General features: G+C 66.8%; 16 protein-coding genes. 10 read left to right on the plus strand and 6 right to left on the minus strand.

Annotated features, from left to right (window positions below; all coding sequences use genetic code 11):
• The first annotated feature begins 100 nt into the window (after positions 1-100).
• Positions 101-1,057, plus strand: coding sequence for a LysR family transcriptional regulator (locus D2K64_RS15605; protein WP_120009309.1), 957 nt, complete (start codon positions 101-103; stop codon positions 1,055-1,057).
• A 468-nt stretch (positions 1,058-1,525) separates the two neighbouring features.
• Positions 1,526-2,362: a tripartite tricarboxylate transporter substrate binding protein gene (locus D2K64_RS15610; RefSeq protein WP_202910686.1), complete on the plus strand. Its 837-nt coding sequence runs from the start codon at positions 1,526-1,528 to the stop codon at positions 2,360-2,362.
• 787 nt (positions 2,363-3,149) lie between these two features.
• Here D2K64_RS15610 and D2K64_RS15615 read toward each other — a convergent pair.
• A complete protein-coding gene (locus D2K64_RS15615; protein WP_120009311.1) occupies positions 3,150-3,332 on the minus strand; it encodes a hypothetical protein in 183 nt (60 codons plus the stop codon).
• A 341-nt stretch (positions 3,333-3,673) separates the two neighbouring features.
• Here D2K64_RS15615 and D2K64_RS15620 point away from each other — a divergent pair, with 341 nt between their 5' ends.
• From D2K64_RS15620 to D2K64_RS24460, 4 genes are all read left to right on the plus strand, one after another.
• Positions 3,674-4,036, plus strand: coding sequence for a DUF6481 family protein (locus D2K64_RS15620; protein WP_120009312.1), 363 nt, complete (start codon positions 3,674-3,676; stop codon positions 4,034-4,036).
• A gap of 257 nt (positions 4,037-4,293) precedes the next feature.
• The gene (locus tag D2K64_RS15625) at positions 4,294-5,103 is read left to right on the plus strand and encodes an ABC transporter substrate-binding protein (RefSeq protein WP_238384223.1); all 810 of its coding nucleotides are present in this window, start codon (positions 4,294-4,296) and stop codon (positions 5,101-5,103) included.
• Between the two features lie 578 nt (positions 5,104-5,681).
• The gene (locus D2K64_RS15630; RefSeq protein WP_120009314.1) at positions 5,682-9,932 is read left to right on the plus strand and encodes a choice-of-anchor I family protein; all 4,251 of its coding nucleotides are present in this window, start codon (positions 5,682-5,684) and stop codon (positions 9,930-9,932) included.
• 359 nt (positions 9,933-10,291) lie between these two features.
• Entirely contained in the window at positions 10,292-10,624 is a 333-nt protein-coding gene (locus tag D2K64_RS24460) for a hypothetical protein (protein WP_157985878.1), read from the plus strand.
• A gap of 168 nt (positions 10,625-10,792) precedes the next feature.
• Here D2K64_RS24460 and D2K64_RS15635 read toward each other — a convergent pair whose 3' ends face one another.
• The 3 genes from D2K64_RS15635 to D2K64_RS15645 form a co-directional block, all read right to left on the minus strand.
• Positions 10,793-12,709 carry a DNA/RNA non-specific endonuclease gene (locus D2K64_RS15635; RefSeq protein ID WP_120009315.1) on the minus strand — a complete coding sequence of 639 codons (1,917 nt, stop codon included), beginning with the start codon at positions 12,707-12,709 and terminating at the stop codon, positions 10,793-10,795.
• A gap of 166 nt (positions 12,710-12,875) precedes the next feature.
• The gene (locus D2K64_RS15640; protein ID WP_120009316.1) at positions 12,876-15,728 is read right to left on the minus strand and encodes a glycerophosphodiester phosphodiesterase family protein; all 2,853 of its coding nucleotides are present in this window, start codon (positions 15,726-15,728) and stop codon (positions 12,876-12,878) included.
• 368 nt (positions 15,729-16,096) lie between these two features.
• The gene (locus D2K64_RS15645; RefSeq protein ID WP_120009317.1) at positions 16,097-16,720 is read right to left on the minus strand and encodes an antibiotic biosynthesis monooxygenase; all 624 of its coding nucleotides are present in this window, start codon (positions 16,718-16,720) and stop codon (positions 16,097-16,099) included.
• Between the two features lie 213 nt (positions 16,721-16,933).
• Between D2K64_RS15645 and D2K64_RS25110 the strand changes: the two genes are divergently transcribed.
• From D2K64_RS25110 to D2K64_RS15655, 3 genes are all read left to right on the plus strand, one after another.
• Entirely contained in the window at positions 16,934-17,230 is a 297-nt protein-coding gene (locus tag D2K64_RS25110; RefSeq protein WP_202910687.1) for an ArsR/SmtB family transcription factor, read from the plus strand.
• A 16-nt stretch (positions 17,231-17,246) separates the two neighbouring features.
• Positions 17,247-17,606 (plus strand): hypothetical protein, encoded by a 360-nt coding sequence (locus D2K64_RS25115; RefSeq protein ID WP_202910688.1) that lies wholly within the window; start codon positions 17,247-17,249, stop codon positions 17,604-17,606.
• A gap of 258 nt (positions 17,607-17,864) precedes the next feature.
• On the plus strand, positions 17,865-19,022 hold the full coding sequence (locus tag D2K64_RS15655) for a hypothetical protein (RefSeq protein WP_157985880.1): 1,158 nt from the start codon (positions 17,865-17,867) through the stop codon (positions 19,020-19,022).
• A 105-nt stretch (positions 19,023-19,127) separates the two neighbouring features.
• Here D2K64_RS15655 and D2K64_RS15660 read toward each other — a convergent pair whose 3' ends face one another.
• Positions 19,128-19,862: a CGNR zinc finger domain-containing protein gene (locus tag D2K64_RS15660; protein ID WP_162306200.1), complete on the minus strand. Its 735-nt coding sequence runs from the start codon at positions 19,860-19,862 to the stop codon at positions 19,128-19,130.
• Here D2K64_RS15660 and D2K64_RS15665 point away from each other — a divergent pair.
• On the plus strand, positions 19,861-20,892 hold the full coding sequence (locus tag D2K64_RS15665) for a DMT family transporter (RefSeq protein ID WP_120009320.1): 1,032 nt from the start codon (positions 19,861-19,863) through the stop codon (positions 20,890-20,892). The two genes, D2K64_RS15660 and D2K64_RS15665, sit on opposite strands and share 2 nt — an antisense overlap.
• Positions 20,893-20,968: 76 nt before the next feature.
• Here the strand turns inward: D2K64_RS15665 and D2K64_RS15670 are convergent, their stop codons facing one another.
• Positions 20,969-21,634, minus strand: coding sequence for an RES family NAD+ phosphorylase (locus D2K64_RS15670; protein ID WP_238384225.1), 666 nt, complete (start codon positions 21,632-21,634; stop codon positions 20,969-20,971).
• Between the last annotated feature and the right edge of the window lies 1 nt (position 21,635).

Raw genomic sequence — 21,635 nt, forward strand, 5'->3', positions numbered from 1 at the left:
CCGTTGTCGCCCTTTTCGATGGGGCGTTTCGAGCGGAGTTCGGACCTTCGAAGCCCCATAAATCAATTGAAATGATTTTCCTGTGCGATAAAGATTTTTGATGGCAGTAACACTCAAGGGGCTGCGCGCCTTCAGCACGGTGCTGCGCTACGGCAGTTTCACCCGCGCAGCAGGATTGCTGAACATCACCCAGCCGGCGCTGACCGTGCAGATCCGTCAGCTCGAGGACAGCCTGGGACTGAAATTGCTGGACCGCATTCCGAAGGGCGCGGAGCCGACCGCAGCCGGTCGTGAGCTGGCCCGGTCGCTGGAGCCCCTGCTGCAAGAACTCGACCACACCATTGCCGGGCTGCAGGACCTCGCGGCCCGCCGCCGCGGCATGGTGCGGCTGGCGGCCCTGCCGTCTGTGGCGTCCAGCGTATTGCCCGGCGCGATCGCGCGGCTTCGCGAGAGCCATCCCAGTCTGCAGGTGCGGGTCCGCGAAGCCGTGACCGGGCAGGTCTATGACCTCGTCCGCGCCGGGGAGGTGGATCTCGGCATCGCGACGGATCTGAAGCCTGGCGGGGAGTTGTCGCTGCAACGATTGTTCGAGGACCAGATCCTGGCGGTGTTGCCGCCCGGCCACGCCCTGGCGGCACTGTCGGCCATCCCCCTGTCCGCCTTGGCCCGGGAGCGGTTGCTGCTGCTGGAGGCCGACAGTTCCATTCGCCGGCTGGTGGATGATGCCTTCGCGGCAGCCGGGCACATCGTCGCCGCGGCGCAGGAGGCGGTGCATATGGGCACCCTGGTCAGCATGGCGCGTGCCGGCCTGGGAATTGTTCTGATCCCGTCCTCGGCCGCCGAGATCAGGATGGCACCGGAACTGGCGGTCCGGCCGATCGGCAATCCGCCGATCCGCCGCGCTGTCAGCCTGATCTGCCGCAGCGACCGCTCGCTCTCCCCCGTTGCGGAAGCATTGGTTGAAAAGGTGCGGGAGGTGCTCGAAGCTCCATCCGGACACGCGGCCCGCGACTGGAACCCCGACGATCCGGCGGCTGCATCGGGAACCGGATCATGATGAACGTTTCGCGGTGAGTCTTTCACCGGCTTCACCGGTGTTGACGTTCCGCTCCTCGCGAAACCGGGCCATCGGGCGGACGGCTTCCGGTCCATCAGAGGGATCGGCTGCTGCCCTTGGCGAGGGAGGCCTGCACCTCGGTGGAGATCATGCAGCCGCACGCGGCCTCGCTTCAACATCGGCATGAATGGTGGGGCATGAGGGATTGGCCCTGGTCGGCCCGGAGCCTTTTGCTTGACCCCTGGGGATCGCCGGCGGACAAGTTCTGACGGTCGTGGCGTCGTGAAGGTTCCGGTATGGGGGCCAGCCCGCCACGGCGAAGGGGAGTGATCTGCGATGTACAGGCGGCATCTGCCTTTGCTTGCCGGCAGTTTGCTGGCCGCGCCACGTCTTGCCCGGGCACAGGCGTGGCCCGCGAGGCCCGTCACGATGATGGTTCCGTGGGCGGCTGGAGGCGGCGCAGACAGCGTGACCCGCATCTTCGTCTCCGGCCTGGAGCAGGAGATCGGTACGCCGGTCAATGTAGTGAACCGCACCGGCGGCAACGGCGTCGTCGGGCATAGCGCCATCAGCATGGCCCGGCCGGATGGCTACACGCTCGGCGTGGCTAGTTCCGAGTTCTCCTATTTCCGGGCGCTCGGCATGTCCGACATCTCACCGGACAACTTCGATATCCTCTCCCGTCTCGCGACGATCCCGGCAGGCGTCACGGTCAGGGCAGGCAGCCCGTGGCGCACGGTGCAGGACATGCTCGACGCCATCAAGGCAGGCCGCAAGGGACAGTTTACGGCGTCCGGGTCCGGGATCGGCGGCTCCTGGCACATCGCGCTGGCGGGCTTGCTGCGCGCGGGCGGGATGAGTGCCGACACGGTGCGCTGGGTGCCCTCGCAGGGTGGCGCCCCGGCCATGCAGGATGTTGTGGCAGGCGGCATCAGCCTGGCCACCTGCTCACCCATCGAAGGCAAGGGGCTGATCGACGCGGGCCAGGCGCGCGGCATGGCGGTGATGGGCCGGAGCCGGTTGGACATCCTGGCCGACCTGCCGACGCTGACCGAACAGGGCATCGACTGGACCTTCGAGAACTGGTTCGCCCTGGTGGCGCCGCGCGGCCTGCCGGAGGAACTGCACCGCCGCATCCTCGAGGCCTCGGCGCGGGCGCAGGCCCGGCCCGAAGTGCGCAGCATGCTGGCGCAACGTGGTATCGTGGCGATGTGGGAAACGCCGGAGGAAGCCGACCGCTTCGCGCGCGATTACGCGACAACAGCCGCCGAGCTGCTGCGGGCGCTGGGCCTCGCCAAGGCATGAGCCGGCGGGTGCGGCCGCACGATGGTCGATGCCTATCAGCTTTTCCAAAGGTCGCAGCAAGGATGCAGTTCCAGGCTCGCGCCGGGCATGATGTCATCGGGACGGATCCGGCGGGCGCGATCGTCCCATTTCGGCGCAAGGCTGGGTGGCCGCAGAAGCCGGGAGAGCCTCGGATGCGGCGCAGTCCGACGCTTGGCCCGGTGTCGCGGCGTGGCTATGCCGAACCCAGGCGCGGGCTGCACTTCCCCCCTGCCGACGCCGTGATGAAATCTGGACGAGCCAGCGGATTCGGCTCCCGATTTCCCAGACACTGATCGTCCCCACCCCTGCAGATCTCCCCGCCGCTCGCAGCGAGCATGGCCGGCCGGCTTGGCGGGACGCCGTGACGCGCTTCGCCACCTGTCCTGACGCGCGCAGAAAGGAAAACGGCTGTGCCAGCGAGGTCTCTCCTTCTTTCCGGATCGGTGGTCCTCGGCGCCGCGACCGGCCCTGCCGTCGAGGCGGCAGCCGAGGTGACGTACCCGCAAGGACATCACATCAATCTGCCGCCCAACGTCCGGGCCTATACTGTGCCCGATGCGCTGGCCGTGCCGCGAAGCCGAGGAGGCTGACCTGGAGGCCGGGCCTCGAGAACGCGGCTGGCCGCCCCACCACGGCACGAAGGCAGGATCCGGACGGGTGTACTGGCGTTGTCCGCCGCCGAGCAGTCTCCTTCAGCCGGGAGCAGCAAGCCGGCTTGCGCTGGAGCGGCGCGGTACGGGCGGAAACCTTTCAATCAAGTTCCGGATCATAAACTCGAAGCGGCCGGAACCGTTTTCCGGCTGAACCTCTGGAGAAAAGCTCCATATCCGATCCGCACGAAAAGACCGATTTTCATCTGCCGGGGGAGGTTGGTGCCGGCGGCGCTGATCACCTGCCCGATTGTCCGACACAGGAATTCCAGCACGGGCTGGAACAGCGCCTTGATCATCTGCGCGCCGTGCTGCTCGAGGCGGGCTATCCTGCCCCTGCGACTACGCTGATCTTCCAAATGGCGCGCAAGGTGGCACAGGAGGCGCTGCGGCAGACTGAGCCGGACACACCCGTTGCCGGATACGGTGCGGGAGACGCGGTTCGAAGCATCTGGGATGACCGCCGGGTGCCGGGGCGATTTTCACGGAATGCTGCCGGCGGACAAGTCGGGCACATGTCGAGCACTGATCCCTGCGCAATCAGAAATGAGATGCGGAACGGAGTTGGCGTGCAAGCGGGCCAGCAGTATATGACCGCGCGGATCGATCCCTCCATTCCTTTCAGAAGTCGGCACTTGTCATGGCCAAAGCAAAATCCGGAACCATTGCCCAGCGTCTGGAGGACGCGGCCAAGGCCAAGCAGGCGATGCTGGAGGCCTTCCGCAACCGGCCCGCTGCGGACGATCCGGAAGTCGCCGCGCGTCGTGCCGAGCGCCTGGAAATCGCTCAGGCCCGTGAAGCTCGCGTCACCGCCCGCCGCCTGGCCCGGGAAGCCGAGGTCGCCCGCCAACGTGCGGAGCGGGAAGCCGAAATCGCGCAGCGGCGCGCCGAGGAGGAAGCACGGGAGGCCGAGCGCAGGGCAAACCTCCGCAAGCGGCCGGGTCTCGCCTCTGTTCTGGCGAGCCACAACGCCGCCAAGGCCGCCAGGAAGGACCGGCACTGAGGAGCGCGCGGATCCCATACGGGCCCGTCGGGCCGCCGCCGGCTCCTTCCACTGGATGGAGCACGGCGTGGCCTCTTCGGCCTGTCGGCCGCCGTCTAGTACTCGCCGCCCTTGCCGGCGGCCTCGCCGCACCTGCCTTGGCCGGTAGCGGCACTCGCATCCGTCACGCCTATGGCGAGATCCTGCTGCCTGCGCCGCCGCGCCGGGTCGTATCCCTGGGCTTCACCGCGCATGATACGGTTCTGGCGCTTGGGGTCATGCCTGTCGCGCTCCGACACTGGTTTGGGGACCAACCTGGCGGCCTCTGGCCCTGGGCGCGGCCACTGGCCAGCGGTCCTCAGCAGCCGATCCTGTTGCCGCGGGAGATCTCGGTCGAGGCCGTTGCCGTGCTGGAGCCCGATCTCATTATCGGCATCGGCTCCGGAATCTCGCCGGAACAATACGCCGTTCTTTCCCGCATCGCGCCGGTACTGATGCACTCCGCCGATCGGCCCCCCTTCGGCATGGCCTGGCATGACGTGGTGCAAAGCCTCGGCCAGGCGTTGGAACGACAATCCCAGGCGGAGAAGCTCATCGCCGGACTGCGCGAAACCTTCGCCGCCGCCCGCGCACGCCATCCGGAATGGGCCGGGCGCAGCGCCGTGGCCGCATACAATCATGGCGGCGAAAGCGGCGTGTTCATGCCGGAGGATACCCGTAGCCGCTTCCTTTCCGAACTCGGCTTCGTTGCTCCGGCTGCATTGGGCAGGCTGAGCCGGACGCAGGGCTTCTTCGCTCCCCTCTCGCCGGAAGATCTTTCCCCGCTCGATGCGGATCTTCTGCTCTGGGTTTCCTCGCTCGGGCAGGTGCCGGAGATCGTATCGCTGCCCTTGAGGCGCTTCCTGCGCGCCCATGTCGAAGGGCGGGAAGTACTGACAAGCCCGCTCGCCGCCGCGGCTCTGTCATTTGGCAGTGTACTTTCCCTGCCCTTCGCGTTGGAGGCGCTGGAGGCGGAAATCGCTCTTGCGTCGGATGGCAGCGCGGCAACACAGGTGCCGTCTGCGGTAAAGGCCGGACTCGCGCCGTAACCGGCAAGGGAGCGATCCGCGAACAGCCCGATCTGGAAAGCCGCGACGCCGACGCATGATCGGGAAGGTCACCGATGTTCGCCGGCTCGATCCCACACTCCGGATTGATGCGCTCGACCGATCGTCCGGATGCGCTGGCGGTTGTGGGGAGACCCGGGCCATCGGCCCTGACATGCCTTTGCCCTCATGCGGAGATTCGCCGGCCAGCCGGAGAGGCCGGCATCCGCCGGCGCATCGCCATTCGCCTTGCCACCAGCGCCCCAGGTGACCCGGAACTCCGCGGCTTCGGCGCATGGAGCGGGCCCGACGCAACCCGTGTCCCGGGCCTTCCGCTGCCTCGGATCAGCGAGAAGGCACTCATCATGCGGGTGTCCCGGCAGCATGTTCAGTCAACTGATCGGCCGCCACAGCGAGAATGCCTCCAGGGACTTCCAGTAAACTGAATAGTGGAATGTGGTGACCAGAGACTTGAAGTAAGGCCTTGTGAAGCCATCGCATTGTCATGGAACCATGCATGTACGATCAGTAAGTCTCGACTAACTCTGCCGCTTCCGATCAAGTTCCGGAAGGGAAGAAACATGGCGACGCTCGGCAAGGATCTGCTCTGGACTTCGGACGTCGGAGCAGGGCTCGCAGGGGGCGCTGAAGTGAGCGCCTATGACAGCCAGCGCGGCCTCGCGCTGATCCTCGGGCCGGAAGGCGTCCAGGCGCTGAACGCTGCCGACGGTACGCCGCGTTTCTCTCTGCCTGCCAGCGATCTCGGCGATCTCGGCAATGGCAACAGTGTCGCTGTGCATGGCGACGTGGTGGCGGCTTCTTATGACAGTGCCGAGGCTGGCGGCAATGGTGTGGTCGCCTTCTATCAGCTGAATGCCGATGGCAGCTCGGCCGAACTCCTGCGCGTCACGGAAGTCGGCGCTGTCCCGGACATGGTGACTTTCACCCCTGACGGGAAGCAGCTTCTGGTTGCGATCGAAGGTGAGCCCAACGACGGCTACGGCGCCGGGGCTTCCGGCGATCCGGTCGGTGGGATCGCCATCATCGACGTCGCGACCGGCGAGAGCCGCTTTGCCGGCTTTGACTGCTTCAACACGGACGCGCTCCGTGCCGATGGTGTGCGCATCACCGGTGTTGAGGAAATCACTGCCCGGACGGATCTGGAGCCGGAATACATCGCCCTGTCCCCGGATGGCGCCACCGCCTACGTGACGCTGCAGGAGAACAACGCCATCGGTGTGCTGGACATCGCCAGCGGCCGCTTCACCGCGGTCCATGGGCTTGGCACCAAGGACCACTCGGTGGAGGGGCAGGGCCTCGACACCACCGACGCGGACGAAGCCAGCAACGTCGTCACCGCTCCCCTGCACGGGCTGTACATGCCCGATGGCCTTGCCAGCTTCACGCTGGAAGGCAAGACCTACCTGATCACCGCCAATGAGGGCGATGCCGCCGAGTGGGGCGATTACAGCGATGTGGCGCGCATCGGCGAGGTGGTGCTGGACCCGGAGGCCTTCCCGGATGCCGCGGCGCTGCAGCAGGATGACGTGCTGGGCCGGCTGGAAATCTCCACCGCCGATGGCGACGTCGACGGCGATGGCAATTTCGACAAGCTCTACAGCTTTGGCGCACGCTCCTTTTCGATCTGGGAAGTGACCGAGGATGGTCTGAAGCAGACCTACGACGCCGGCGACATGATGGAACGCATGCTGGCGCAGGACGCGCCGGAATTGCTGGATGACGGCCGCTCCGACAGCAAGGGTCCGGAGCCGGAGAGCGTCACCATGGGCACGATCAATGGCCAGCTCTACGCCTTCCTGGCTCTGGAGCGGGCGGATTCGGTGATGGCCTTCGCCATCAACGGCCCCGACCAGGTCGAATATGCCGGCATCATTCCCACCGATGACGCGCCGGAGGTGATCCACTTCGTCGCTGCCGAGGATGCACCGGGCGCTGTGGGCGGCCCGATGCTGATCGCGCCGAATGAGGGGTCCGGCATCGTCACGGCGCACCGGCTCGAAACGGAGGCGCCGGCGGAGGGCGACTTCACGCTGCAGATCCTGCATGCCTCCGACTTCGAGGGCGGCCTGGCCGCCGTGGATCGCGCCAGCCAGTTCGCCGCGATCGTCGACAAGCTGGAGGATGAGGCGGAGAACAGCATCACGCTCTCATCCGGCGACAACTACCTGCCTGGCCCATTCCTCGCCGCCGGCTCGGATGCCTCCGTGGAGGACGAGTACCAGGATCTCTATGCCTGGCTGCTGGGGGTGCCGAAGGAGCAACTGGCCGGCCTGTCGTTGAGCCCGGCCGCCGCCGACATCGCCATCCTCAACGCCATCGGTGTCGAGGCGAGCGTGTTCGGCAACCACGAATGGGATCTCGGACCCAACGTCGTCGCGGACGCCATCGGCTTTGCCGAGGATGAAGGCGAGGTGAGCGCGATCGGCGCGCTGTTCCCCTATCTTTCGGCCAACCTAGATTTCAGTGGAGAGGCCGGGCTGGCCGCGATCTACACCGAGTTGCTGCTGAACGCCGCCGACTACGCCACCACGGCCGGGGATCTCTCCTCCGCCGAGGCGCTTGCGGCGGAGGCCGCCGCGCCGCAGATCGCTCCCTGGACCACCATCACCGAGGGTGGCGAAACGATCGGTGTGCTAGGCGTGACCACCCAGCTGCTCGCCTCCATCTCCTCGCCGGGCGGTGTTGAACTGCTGGACCCGTCCGGCGATGGCGGTGTCGATAATACCGATGAGTTGGCCACCATCCTGCAGCCCCTGGTTGACGAAATGGCGGCCCAAGGCATCAACAAGATCGTGCTGCTGAGCCATCTGCAGCAATATCAGCTGGAACTGGATCTGGCTGCCAAGCTGTCCGGTGTGGATGTCATCATCGCCGGCGGCAGCCATGCCGTGTTTGCCGATGCCGGTGATGCGCTGCAGCCCGGTGACGTCGCGGCGCAGGATTATCCCGTGCTGGTCACCGGCGCCGATGGCAACAGCGTTGCCGTAGTCAACACCGGCAATGAATACAGCTATGTCGGCCGCCTGCAGGTCACTTTCGATGAACAGGGTCACATCGTCCCGGACAGCCTCGATCCGGCTAGCTCGGGCGCCTACGCGGTGAACGAGGAAGCCGTGTCCGCGCTGTGGGGCACGGATGACGCCTATGCCGAAGGAAGCCGCGGCGGTGAGGTGACGGCCCTGACGGATGCCATCGGGGGGGTCATCAACACCAAGGATGGCAACCTGTTCGGCTTCACCGAGGTATTTCTGGAAGGCCGCCGGGCGGAGGTCCGCACGGAGGAAACCAACCTCGGCAACCTGTCTGCCGATGCGAATCTCTACGTCGCCAAGCAGGTCGATGACGAAGTCACCGTGTCGATCAAGAACGGCGGTGGCATCCGCGCCGAGATCGGCACCATCGGCACGGGTGCCGAGGCCGGCGAGTTGCCGCCGGGCGCCAATCCGGATGCCGGCAAGCCCCAAGGCGCGATCAGTCAGCTGGATATCGAGAACTCGCTGCGCTTCAACAATGCCCTGTCCGTTGTTTCGGTCAGTGCCGAGGAGCTGGCGCGCATCTTCGAATATGCCGTGGCCGGTGTGGCCGAGGGAGCAACGCCGGGGTCGTTCGGCCAGGTCGGCGGCGTGTCGTTCAGCTATGATCCCACTGGCACGGCCCAGGTGCTGAACGAGGATGGCAGCGTCGCTACGGCCGGCACCCGGATCCGCAACCTCGCGATCCTCGACGATGCGGGAACGGTGCTCGACACCGTGGTCGCCGACGGTGCGCTGGTCGGCGATGCCGGACGTGCCATCAAGATGGTGACGCTCAGCTTCCTGGCCGATGGCGGGGACGGCTATCCGATCGGCCTCTACGCCGATGAGCGGACCGACCTCCTCGACAACGGGGCCCTTGACGAGGGCGCCGCCAGTTTCGCCGACAGCGGCACCGAGCAGGACGCCCTGGCCGAGTATCTCGCGGCGAAGCATGGCACGGCGGAAGCTGCCTTCCGTCAGGCCGATACCGGCGCGGTGGAGGATGAGCGCATCCAGAACCTGGCGCTGCGGGAGGATACGGTGCCGGTCGATGGCGATCTTCCAGCGGTCCCCGTGGATGGCACCGACGGAGATGATCGGCTGTCCGGCACCGATGCGGGAGATCTGATCAGCGGCAACGCCGGCGATGACGTGATCCGTGGCCTGGCAGGTGATGATGTGCTGCGTGGCGGAGCCGGCGACGACCGCCTGCAAGGCGATGAGGGCGATGACGTGCTGATCGGCAACGCCGGCGATGATCGCTTGCGCGGCCTGGCCGGCGAGGATGAGCTCCGGGGCGGTGCCGGCGACGACCGTCTGGATGGCGGTGAGGGCCGTGATTTGCTGCGCGGCGGCACGGGCGATGATCTGCTGGCTGGTGGCGCTTGCAACGATGATCTGCGCGGCGGAGCCGGCGATGACCGCCTGCTCGGCGGCGCAGGCGATGATCGTCTGGCGGGTGGCGCTGGCAATAACCGTCTTCAGGGCGGCGCCGGCAGCGACACCTTCGTCTTCGGCACGCTGGAGCCAGGCACGCTTCAGCGCATCGCCGATTTCACCGTGGGCGAAGATCGGCTGGAACTGTCCGCGGAGGTGTTCACGGCCCTGGGGAAGCCGGGTGCGCTGTCCGAGGATGATTTCGCGCTGCGCGGCGATGATGCCGCGGCTTTGCTGTACGATGCGGAGAACGGCAACCTCTACTATGACCAGAACGGTTCGGAAGGTGGCGATGCCGTGCGCATCGGCTTCCTGGGCCGTGATCTGGCGCTGACGGCGCAGGATTTCTGGATCGCCTGATCCAACACCGTGGCGAGGTGGCGGCTTCGGCTGCCACCTCAGCGCTGTCCGGGAAAATCCCGATGCTCTGGTGGCATGCCCGGATCAGGCGGCCCGGGGACCTTTCCCGTGCCCGCCATCCGTCACCCGATGAATCGCCGCACCCCCTTCCTGCCGCGTCGGCGGCGCGCCATGGCCGCCATCGCATGGCTTCAAGCCGCCCGTGATCAAGAAGGCCGATGACTTGCTTTCTGCGGCGCACCGGAATCGGCTTCTGGCGTGACCAAGTCGCCTCCAATCTGCGCTCGCTGTGGGGCCGGGCCCGGCACATTCAAAACGTCATCCTGCGAAGCTTCGTCCGGTGCTAACAGGCGGCCGCCATGCACATCTCCTCTCCCGCCTCCTTTCCTCCTGCAGCCTCCGGCTACCCGACCTCCTGCCTTGCCGCAGAATGGAGCGAGTCGCTGCTCGTCGTGCTTTTCAACGATGAACTGGCTGCAGACCGCTGCATCTCGGAGCTGTCCTTGGCGGTGCTTGAGCAGCGGGGAGCCGGAGTCCGCATCCTCGCGGCAGAACCGGGTCTGCGTGAGGCGCTGTACGCAGCGGGAGCGGTTCTTGTTCTCTGCCAACCCCGATCCGAGGAGATCGGGGCATCGGCGAGACGAGGAAAGCGGTCGATGCGGGGCCGCCAGTGCGACGAGAAGCGAGGCTGACGCACGAAACAACCTAGCCCTCCTCGATCCGGATGGTGGCACGCGCTGCGCCAGCGCCCCATCGATCCGGATCAACCGCGGCTCGGACCCTTGGTCCCGGCAGGCCGCGCCTTGAGGCGCCCATCCGGCCCCATCGGCACCGGATTGGAGGCAAGCCTCCGCCGACCGTCACATCGTGATGCCGATGCGGCTTCGGACCTCCAGAACGGCGGCGGCATGCCTCTCACGGCGACGATACTGGGTACTCGGTGACGTCCTGCTCGCGTCGGCCAGCCTCAAGGTGCCGAAATCCAGGCTTGTGCGCCGCTCCACCTCGGTGACAGGGACGCGGAACAGCCGGAAGGGATCCAGCTCCAAGGTCTCGATCCGGTCCAGCAAGTTCTCCTGCGTCATGATGAAGGCGCGGGCTGTCAGCCGGTCGCCATCATCGGCATCGCGATAGGCGACGATCTTCCAGAAGGCACGCGGGATCCTGGCATCGCGGTACACGGGATCGTCCTCCTCGAGCAGGGGACCGGCCATCACGGAAAGACGCAGCCTCTCGATCTCCGCTTCCTCCATGATGGCCTCCTCCAGTTCTCCCCAGAGGCCGCCCGCACCACTCTGGTTAAATACTTGATGCTGCGGCGTGATGTTGGTGAAGTAGAAGGAGTCCCGGTTGGCCTGGCGGGCCTCGGCATCCGGCCCCCAGACGAGATCCGCCCGCCGGGCCAGATGCCCGCGATCCAGCCGGTTGCCGGCGTAAAGTTCGTCGCCGAGCTGGTTCTCGACGCCGACCTCGGGATCGATCCGGAAATCCAGGCCTTTGCGGCCGAAACCCTTCAGCGCCCGGCCATCGATGTTCCAGGCCACCCACAGCGCCAGCTTGCGCGACCGGCTCATCGACAGCGAGAAATGCGTGTGGTGCACCACCGTTTCCCCGTTCTTCAGTACCAGCACATCCTCGCGCCGGGCACCGCGCGCCTCCGGGAGCGGCACGATGTCCTGCAGGAAGCCGGTATCGAAGCCTTCGCCTCGCGCCTGGCGCACCATCTCGGGAGCGGGCGGTTCCAGCCGCGCATCCAGCTTTTCCAGCGCGGCATGGGCCTGGCAGGCGATGGCGTGCTCTCCCGTCTCGCCCTCGCTCTCGCCGGCGAAGTGCAGGCCGAGCATAATGTCGGTCGCCCTGCCTTGCGCATCGCTCGCCATCCAGGCGGCGCCGGAATCCCCGCCGCGGCTGATCTCGCCCTCCGGCGTCGGGCGGCTCTTGTCCGGTCCGATCTCGAAGCCACCGATCTCCCGCAGGCCGACCGATCCGCCATAATCGAGCCGCACCATGACCTCAATACGGGTGACGCGACCATGGGTGATCCCGGTGGTACGGCCCGACTTGACCACCGCATCCCCCAGTGCCGCGCGGGCAACACGCCTCGGTGTCACGCCCAGTCCGATGATCTCCGAGGCCGCGCCGCGCTCCTCCAGCCGGACCACAGCGCAATCCCCTGCGGCGCCGAGATGGCTGCGGAGCAGCGAACCGACCCGGTTCCGCTCGGTCCGGTTGTCATCGAACGGGCCGGGCTGCAGCACGGCGTCTCCGATGCTGCCGTTCGGCCCCTGGAGCACGTGCCAATTGGAAAGCCCCAGGGCGGCACCGTCATGCAGATCATAGACGATGGCGCCGAGGGTTCCGGCGGTTTCGCGCTCATGCGCGATGGAGCAGCCGGGCCGTACCGGATCCAGCCGCTGCTTGCGGAGATCCTTCGTCAGCTGCTCCGGCTCGACCAGCTCCCAGCTCGGACGGAACCGGCGCTCCAGCACGTCGGTCGGGATCTCGAGGCCCTCGATGACGATGTTGGAGGGGAGTGGGGGAAGTCCTTCGGCCTCGAGGCGCTGCGGCTCCAGCTTGCGCCCCACCGTGAACTGGATGGCAAGCTGCCCCGTGTCCCGCCCGCCCTTGACCTTGTGGCCGATCCCGATGGACGTGACATTCGGCCGACGCAGATACTCGCTGCCGCGGGTCCGGATGAAGCGCCGCAACGCTTCCTCATCCGGCGAACCCTGACCGGCTTTCTTGCGCGGCGATGCGGATCGGGGCGTGCGGGCCATGCTGGCGTCTCCTGGCGGCTCAGCCGCGCCCGGCATCGGGCCGGGCGCGCCTCTCGGGCTAGCAAGAACAGCTTACAGGAAATGGACCGGCCCGTGGCATAGTGCCGGTCGCTCCCGCCCCCATCATGCAGCCGGCACTGCCGGGCCGGTTCTGTCGCCGTGGCGATCAGGAACCGATCCAGTCGCCTCCCCCGCAGCCGATCTGGCGCTGGCCATCCAGGAACAGCAGGCTCTCCACGCCATTCAAGCGGTCGGTCATGCCCGTCGCCTTCTCGGTCACGGTTGCCTCGCCATCCTTCACCAAGATGCAATAGGCGTCCATCCTGTCGGAGAACAGCACGGCATCATAGCCGTCGCCGCCGAAGACGTGATCCGCCCCGGCGCCAGCCACCACGATGTTGTTGCCTGCGTTGCCGGTAACATGATTGCCCCGGTCATTGCCGATGATGGTGACGTCGTTTTCGCCTCGCAGCTCGATGTTTTCGATGCCGTCCGGCAACACGATGCGCCCACTTCCCGCAAACAGGGCCGTGTCGACGCCGCTGCTGGCCTTGGCGGATGTCAGCGCGGCGGCCTCGTAGACCCAGATGTCGTTTCCGCCCGTGGCGTTGGCGGCGGCGATGGCACCATCGCCGGCCGCCAGCTGGTCCACGATCTGTCGGCCCACATCCGGGCTGTCGGTGAACACCTTGTCGGCCCCGAGTGAGAAGAATGTCAGGAATTCCTCCACCGGCCGGCGGGTTGTGCCATCCGCGTTCAGCGACTGGAAGGCTTCCTCGGTCCGGAGGGTGTAGGGCACGAACTCCATGCCTGCCGCATGCGCTCGCGCCGCCAGATCCACCACCTCCCCGGTCAGGATGCGGGTGATCTCGGCCTGTCCATCGCCGTCGCCGTCCACCGGCACCTCAAGCGGTTTCGAGGGCAGCACGTCGCGGTCCCAGGGGCTCAGAACATCGGCATAAAGTTCGGCCATCGCTCGCAGGGCCTCTGCCGAATAGAGGTCGCTCTCGCCGCCATTCGGCGCGCTGTCTGATCGAAGCGGGAAATCCAGCAGCGCGTAGAGGCTGGGATCGGCACCTTTCGGCAGGTTGTCCGGGTCCAGATGAAACGCCACGTCCGGCTGGTACGCATCATAGGTGAGCTGCACCAGGGGCAGGTCGATGCCGGCCTCGGGCATGATCTCCGTCTGCAGCTCGATCAGGTTCGCGATCTCGAAGGACTGGACCAGGACCCGCGACGGATCGGTGAAATCCTGTTCCGTCAATGTCTCGATGAGCAGGCGGCTGGTATCCACGCCGATCCGGCTGCCATCCTGGTGACGGCCTTCATACTCGAAATAGGTCGGGTGCTTCAGTTCGGGAATGATGCCGACCTGCCGGCCGGTCTCGTCCTCGACCTGCTTCACCAGGTCGATCACCTCCACCAAGGTCGGGATGCGGAACTGGTTATCGAACTCGGCACTGTCGGGACGGATCTCGGGGATGCGCTCCCGTGCCCAGAGCGTCTTGATTTCGGCCAGGGTGAAGTCCTCGGCGAACCAGTCGGTCACCGTCTCGCCCTCGAGGATCTTGGTGGTGCGCCGTGCGGCGAACTCCGGATGATCGGCGATGTCGGTGGTGCCGCTCAGCATCGGCTCGTGGCGGTCGATCAGATGGCCGTCCTTGGTCAGCACCAGATCGGGTTCGATCAGGTCGGCACCCTGCTCGATCGCCACCCGGTAGGCCTCCAGCGTATGCTCCGGGCGCGAGGCACTGGCGCCGCGATGGGCCACGACCTCGGGCGCCGTGCCGTCCAGGGTGTTGAAGCGGCCCGGCTCCAGTGACAGGTCCATCGAGACGAGGCGGTGGTCGGAAGCCGGGAAGCCGGTTGGCGGCAGGGCCGGATCGTAGTTCCCGGCCAGCGGAAAGAGCGGATCCGCGGCCGTGGGCCAGAACACCTGGCTTTCGACCGGCGCCAGCCCCGCGGCGGACGGCAACACGTAGTCGGCCCGCAGATTGCCCGGCGCGTTGTCGGCGAAATCGGCGGTGTCTTGCGCCGGGTCGCCATCATGCCCGTCGTTTGCACCGCCCTGAAGTTCCGCGGCTTCGGCCGCGCCTTCGCTTTCCGGCACCAAGTCAGCTTCGATGGCCGCGCTGCCCAGCAATTGGTTGATGGCCAGGTCGACGCTGTCGCCGTCACGGGGATCGGCGTTCATGTCACCCATGATGACGAAGCGCGCGCCTTCCTCCAGGCCGCCGCGCAGGCCTTGGTCGTCATAGATGTAGTCCCCGGCGCCGGGCGTGACATAGTCGCGGAGCAACCGGATCTCGTCGGCGTTGCGCAGTCCGTTCCGGTCCTCGTTGCCGTCGAAGGTCGGCGGCGTAGGATGCGCGACGATGATGTGCACCACCTTTCCGTCGACCAGGACCGGGATGTCCCAGTGGGTCTTGGACGACAGCGGCAGAACCGCGAGTTCGTCGGCCGAGTAGAAATCGCCGGGCTTCGGCGTTGAAGCGTCGTCGGGAAGGCGCGCATCCGGCATGTCCTTCCAAAGGAAATTCTGAAAGGTGCGGACCTGATCTTGCAGGATGGGGTACTTGCTGTAGATCGCCATGCCGTACTGGCCGGGGTAGTTGCCAAAGCCCAGCGCGTCGTCGCCATAGCCCGGTGTGCCGGGGATGCTGACCGCGGCGCCGTCATTGTTGAGGTCGAAGCCGGATGCGAGGCCGGTGTTGGACGGCGCGGTGAAGCCGTACGGGTAGTCCACGGGCAGGCCGCCGCCATCCTGCAGTCCCAACGTGTTCTGGCCCGCGGCGAGATAGTTGTCGCGGAAGCGGTTCAGTGCCGCATCGTCGGCGACGTAGTCGAATTCGTTGATCAGGAGAATGTCAGGCGCGCTGCGCTGGATGATCTCGGCCACGGTGCGGGCTTGCGGGTCGGCTCCCGTTGCCAGGTCGCTCAGCAATTCGCCTTCCGCTGCGCGGTTCAGCGATGCGTTGAAGGTGGCAACCCGCAGGTTGCTGACATTGTTCCCGACCATTCTGATCCCCGGCTGATCTCGACAGAGGGGCGGGACGTTGGCAGTTCAAGATGACGTATCGGCGACGGTTGGATGCTTGCGGGATGACGGTGCGGCCGTGTCACCGGCTCCGAATTCACATCGGCGTGAGGCGGGCAGAAGGCGAGGCCCTCCCCGGCTGTTCGTCATGGCGAAGCTCATTCACGCCGTGCCGCTCGGCCACAAGGGTCCAGCATCCTCTTGCTGGATGTCGGCAGGTGGATGCCATGCTGATCTCCTGCCGGTCGTCCGCTCAGGTCCGCCGGACGCTCCATGGAGCATGGTTGTCCCGGATGCGGCGAGTGCTGGCCCCCTGCCGGAACCCGGTGCCCCAGCATGGTCCCTGGCGGCTACGGAACGGCCAGAAGGATGGTCTCGCCCCCCTCCATCTCGGGATTCTCATAGGCCAGTTCGCCCAGATTGCCGCGCATGATCCCGACGACCTGCGCATGGGAATGCAGGGCATCCTCCCGGTTGTTGAACAAGGTCAGGGAAATCGCGCGGTTGGGGTCGTCCTCGTCGCGGAAGGCATAGAAGCCGCGGAAGCCAGGGCCCTGCATCAGGGCAGGGAGCGTGTGTTCGCTCACCAGCGAATGCATCGTCTCGGTTTGCCCCGGTAACCCATGGTAGGTGCGGACCATGGCAAAGAGGGAGGGCTGCCGGTCGCGCTGCTGCTCCTGCGGTTGAACGACCTCGTGGAACACCAGCTCTCCGCCCAGGATGTCAGGCTCATCCGGCATCAGGTCGCTCATCTTGGCCCTGATCCATGGCTCCACGCGGCCCCGGACCGCCTTTGCGGCCTCCCGGCCGTCGAAGATGCCGGCCAGGACAACACTGCCGGCTTCGCTGACGAAGCCGCAATAGCCTTTCAGACCGGTTCCGCCATGGGTCGGCGGTATGGTGTGCTCCCTCAGCCGCCGGGCCAATTCCGCCTGGTCGCCCGCCAGCTTCGCCTTCCTGATCACCACGTACATGGTCATTCCTCCCGAGAGCCATGGAACGCCAGAAGCCAGGCGGCAGCCCGCCGGCCGGCGCTCCGTGGCTCTGCAACGCACCGGAGGGTTGTCGGCTGCGATCCGGTGTTCTGGCACGACGGCAGGGGATTGCCCGATGCGGCAGAATCATTGACGAGGCGGGCCTGTACGGTCTATCATTCTATAGTGCGTTGGAGTGTTGGAAGATATGGGATGCAGGTTGATCGAGCCCACCTCGATGCGGCTGCCGGCATGTTCAAAGCCCTGTCCGACCCCGCCCGGCTGCAGACGCTGGTTCTCCTGGCTCTGCAGGAGCGCAGCGTCGGGGAACTGGCTGAAGCGGAAGGCGACCGGATCGGCACCGTTTCCGCGCGGCTGCAGGTGCTGCTGCAGGCCCGGCTCGTACGGCGGCGCAAGGAAGGCAAGAACGCCATCTACTCCATCGCCGATGCCCATGTGCTGAACATGGTCGAGAACGCTATCCAGCATGCCGATGAACATCATCACTGACTTTGGAGATCGGACCTTGAGCCACTGCACCGCGCCGCATCACGAGCATCACGACCATGAGCACGGGCCGGATTGCGGCCACACCGCCGTGCGCCACAACGGTCATGTGGATTACCTGCATGATGGCCATCTGCATCATCCGCACGTCGATCACGTGGACGAGCACGTGATCGAGGTCAGCCAGCGCAATCCGGACCGCTGCACGGGTGGCGAGGGCTGCACCGGACACGACGCCGGCCACGTCCACGGTCCCGGTTGCGGGCATGAGGCCGTGCCGCATGGCGACCACATCGACTACCTGGTGGATGGGCGTTTGCACCACCAGCATGGCGACCATTGTGACGACCATGGGCCGCTGGAGGTCGTCGGGGGCTGAGCCCTCGGGCTGGCCCTCGGGAGGGAGGCATCTCTGGCTCGGCATGGTGCCTCCCAAGCCGCTCCGCATCCGCCGGAGGCCGCCATAAAGCAGAGCGCTGGCGGCACTGGATGGTTCGCTCCGCTGGCCGGCGGGCAGGTCGTCTGGCTTGCTGACCGGCGACACGGCAAAGAAACCACAATCTTGCAAGACCCGGAGGACCATCGTACTAGGATGTTATAACGTAACCTTGGGAGCAGGTTTATGCACTGCAGCCGATTGCTTTCCACGACACTGGCGGCCTTCATGGTGGCCGGGGCTGTGCAGGCGCAAACTCTGCATGCTGTTCGTGCCGCCGTGACCGACCACACCGTCGGCACCGTCTCGGTCGTGGATCTGATGACAGGCGAGGTGCTGAGTCGCTTCAACACCGGCTCGCCCGGTGGGCTGCGCCATGCCGCGGCACCAGGCCAGGTTTCCATGGCCCAGGGCCAGGCTGGCCGGGTGGACGTGGTAGACCTTGGCGTGACCGTGGAGAGCCATGGCGATCACAGCGACCTGAAATTGTCCGCGCCGCGCCTCATTCCCGCTGTTGCGCAGGGTCCGAAGCCCTCGCATGTCCTGGGCGGCGACGGAAGGCTGGCCAGCTTCTTCGATGGCGACGGTTCGGTGGTGGTAGTGGGCGGGGGATCAACCGCCACCCTTCGTGCCAATGTGCCGCATCACGGGCTGGCTTATCCCTTCCGCTCCGCGGCCGGCGCGCGCCTGATGGTGAGCCACGCCGCCGCCGCGGGGGCGCGGCCCGGCGGCGTGGTGTTGCTGGACGAGGAAGCCAAAGAACTCGTCCGCAACGATGATTGCCCCATGTTGCATGGTGAGGCCACGTCCGGGCGGATCATCGGCCTGGGCTGCGGCAATGGTGTCCTGCTGCTCAACACGCGCACGCAGGAATTTCGAAAGGTGCCGTATCCGGCCGGAACGGAAAACGGCCGCATGGTGCGGAACCTGATCGGCGGCGCCAATTACCACTTGTTCGTCGGTGATTTCGGGCCGGAAGCCGTGACGATCCTCGATCCCGATGCCGGGCATTTCGCCGTGGTGGATCTGCCGGCTCGCCGCGTGGCCTTCACGCTCGATCCTCAGCGGGCGGATGCTTTGTTCGCGCTGACGGAGGATGGCCAGTTGCACCGGATCGATACGCTCAGCGGCAAGATCGTGGCCAGCGCCGCGGTGGTGCAGCGCTACTCGCTGGAAGGCGGCTCGGCGGTCGCGCGGCCGCGTTTGTCGGCTGCCGGCGGGGTGGTGGCCATCACCGATCCCATGCGGTCGAGGCTTCTGGTGCTGGATGCCGCGACCCTGGCGCCGCAGCGGGAGGTGGCACTCCCGGGCACCCCGTTGCATGTGCTGGCGGTTGCCGCATCCGGTGAGCGGCACTGAACAGCGATCGGTGACGGCAGGTTCCGGAATTCCGCCGTCACGGCTCCGCCTGCGCGGAGCCCCCCATTGACGCCCGGTGCTGCACCGTGACAGGCGAGCCGCGCCTCACCCGGCTTCCGATGGATGCTGCCGTGTTCTGGCACGATGACGTGCCACGCGGATACGGGTGCCGCACCCTTCCTCGGAGCACCACCGGCGCGAACCGTTGCGGCTGGTGTCCAGGAACAGCCAGCCGCAATGCGGGCCGAAGCATTCCTTGACCCGCCCGAGCCGGGGGGTCGTCAGCAACTCCGCAGCATCATGGGCCAACCGGCCGACCAGGGCATCGGGGGCATCGTTCGGCCAGATCCAGGCATAGCCGGATGCCGTCCGCGCCAGCCGCCGCTGCGCCTGGGCCCGGCGCGCCTCATCCCCGATCCGTTCCAGGTCAGGCAACGAAGGCTCTGCGCCCGAGGCCAAGGCGGAAAACACGCGGTACAGGGCTTCGCGCAGATCCTTCGCCCGGCGCAGCGTCGCCTCAGCGTCTTCGGGATGTTGCGCTGACCATTCGCGCAACCGTGCCGCTGCCCCGGCCCCGAGCAGGCCCGCCCGTTGTGCCCACTCCACCAGATCAACATAGCTCGTCAGCAGGTCCGGGCCGAACCGGCCGTGCCGGCAATCCACTGTATTAGCGAGGTCGAGGCCGGGATGACCGCCCAGCATCCGCATCGTGGCGACGGACAGGTGCTTTTCCATGCCGAGCAAGATCAGGGCTGGCAACCGCATCCGCAAGACCGCGTTTTGTAATGGGTAAAAACATCTTAGGCCGTTACGTCCGGCCGATCGCGGAGCCAAAGCCATGACCCTGACCTGGCTGCATGCCCTGTTCGTCGTGATGTGCCTGGTCTGGGGTGCCACTTGGATGGCCGTTAAGATCGGCATCGAAAGCGTGCCGCCGGTCTTCTTCGCCGGCACGCGCTTCATGGCGGCGGGCGGCATCCTGCTATGCATCCTGTGGTGGCGGGGGATCGCGGGGCGGATCGCCCGCGTCGACCTTCCGCGGCTGGCGGTGGTCACGTTGCTCATGATCTCGGCCACCTATGCCCTGCTGTTCTGGGGCGCGCAGTTCGTCAGCTCCGGCCTTGCCGCCATTCTGGACCTCGCCTTGATGCCGGTCGCCTTGCTGGCCATCGCGGCGCTGCTGGGCGAGGAGCGGTTCAGCCCGGCGCGAGCCGCGGGCGTCGCTCTCGGGGTTGCCGGGCTGTTCCTGCTGTTCGGCCCGCAGGCGCTGAATGGTGAGCCCGGGCGAAGCGGGGCGGGGACCGCAATGGGGTTCCTCGGCGGCGGCGCGATCGTGCTGAGCGCATTTTTCTACAGCCTCGGCTCGGTGCTGGCGCGCCCCTTGCTCCGCATTTACCCGCCGGCGCTGGTGTCGGGCGTCACGACCCTGGGGGGCGGCGTCGTGTTGCTGGCCGGCGCGCTGGCGCTGGAGCCAGGGGCGGTCGCGGCGTTGTCGGGCCAGTGGGGCGGAGCGGCCTGGATCAGCTGGGGCTTCCTGGTGCTGTGTGGCTCGCTGGTGGCTTACACCGCCTATCTGCGGCTCGTGCACGAATGGGGCGCCTCGCGCGCCGGCGCCTATGCCTTCGTCTCGCCGATCATCGCGGTTCTCCTCGGGGTGCTGGCCTTCGGCGAAACCGTCACCGGCACGGACATGCTGGGCATGATGGTCATGCTCGTGGGGGCCTGGCTCGCCCTGCGGCCAGTCGAGCAGGGGCTCGCCGCATCGCGGGAGGTTCGCAGCCCTGGCAAGTCCGGCCATGGTGCGCGTCAGGGCGGAACCCCGGGGGCGCCGGTGCTGCCCGAAGCCGCTCCCGATGGCCGATTCGGGTGATGCGGAATGCGGGGGAGGGCTGGCCTCAACGCGGATCCCGTCATCGGGAATGCGCGGGTTGGTGGATCGGCGGCCATCACGACGCTTTCAGCCTCGCCATCGCGACTCTGGAAGACGCGGCATCAACGGTGAGGCGCCAATGGTCGGCCTGGGTGACCTTCAGGATGTTGCGCGGTCGGTGGGCAACGATGTTGACGCCGCCAAGGTGCCGGACACTGTTGTAGATGATGCCGGCACCCCCCGAGGCGCGGATGCCCTCGCCCAGGAGCTGTGATGCCGCGTAGCTGTCCGGTGCGTAAACCGCGGGGCGCTGCGCCTGCTGGCGGCGGATGTCCAGGTAGGAGCCCGCGAGCTCGGCCGTGTAGGTGCGATAATCGCGCGTCAGGCCCGCCATGCCGGCCGCCCTGGCCTCCCGGCGCAGATGGTGGGCGACCTCGAAGGCTGCCGTTGGCAAGGCGGCCGCAGCGTACCAGGCCCCCAGATCCGGGCCGTTGAAGCGCGCCCCGGACACCGGGGCGTGCAGGAACGTCGCCATCACGACGCTGGCGTTCGGCTGCCCATAAACCCACTCCTCCTCCGGAAGCCGCCGCAGACGTTCCTCCACCAGGCGGTCGTTGGTCCATCCGGCGAGTTCCATGACCTTCTCGGCGTCGGCGGCCGTCGCCACGGTGTCGAAGAGGCCGATCGGCGGAAAGCGCGACGGAATCAGGCGGTAGGTGGGCGCCGGAGCCGCCGAGAACACG

Origin of the sequence: Teichococcus vastitatis, assembly GCF_003604215.1 — a bacterium.
Taxonomy (GTDB): Bacteria; Pseudomonadota; Alphaproteobacteria; order Acetobacterales; family Acetobacteraceae; genus Pseudoroseomonas; species Pseudoroseomonas vastitatis.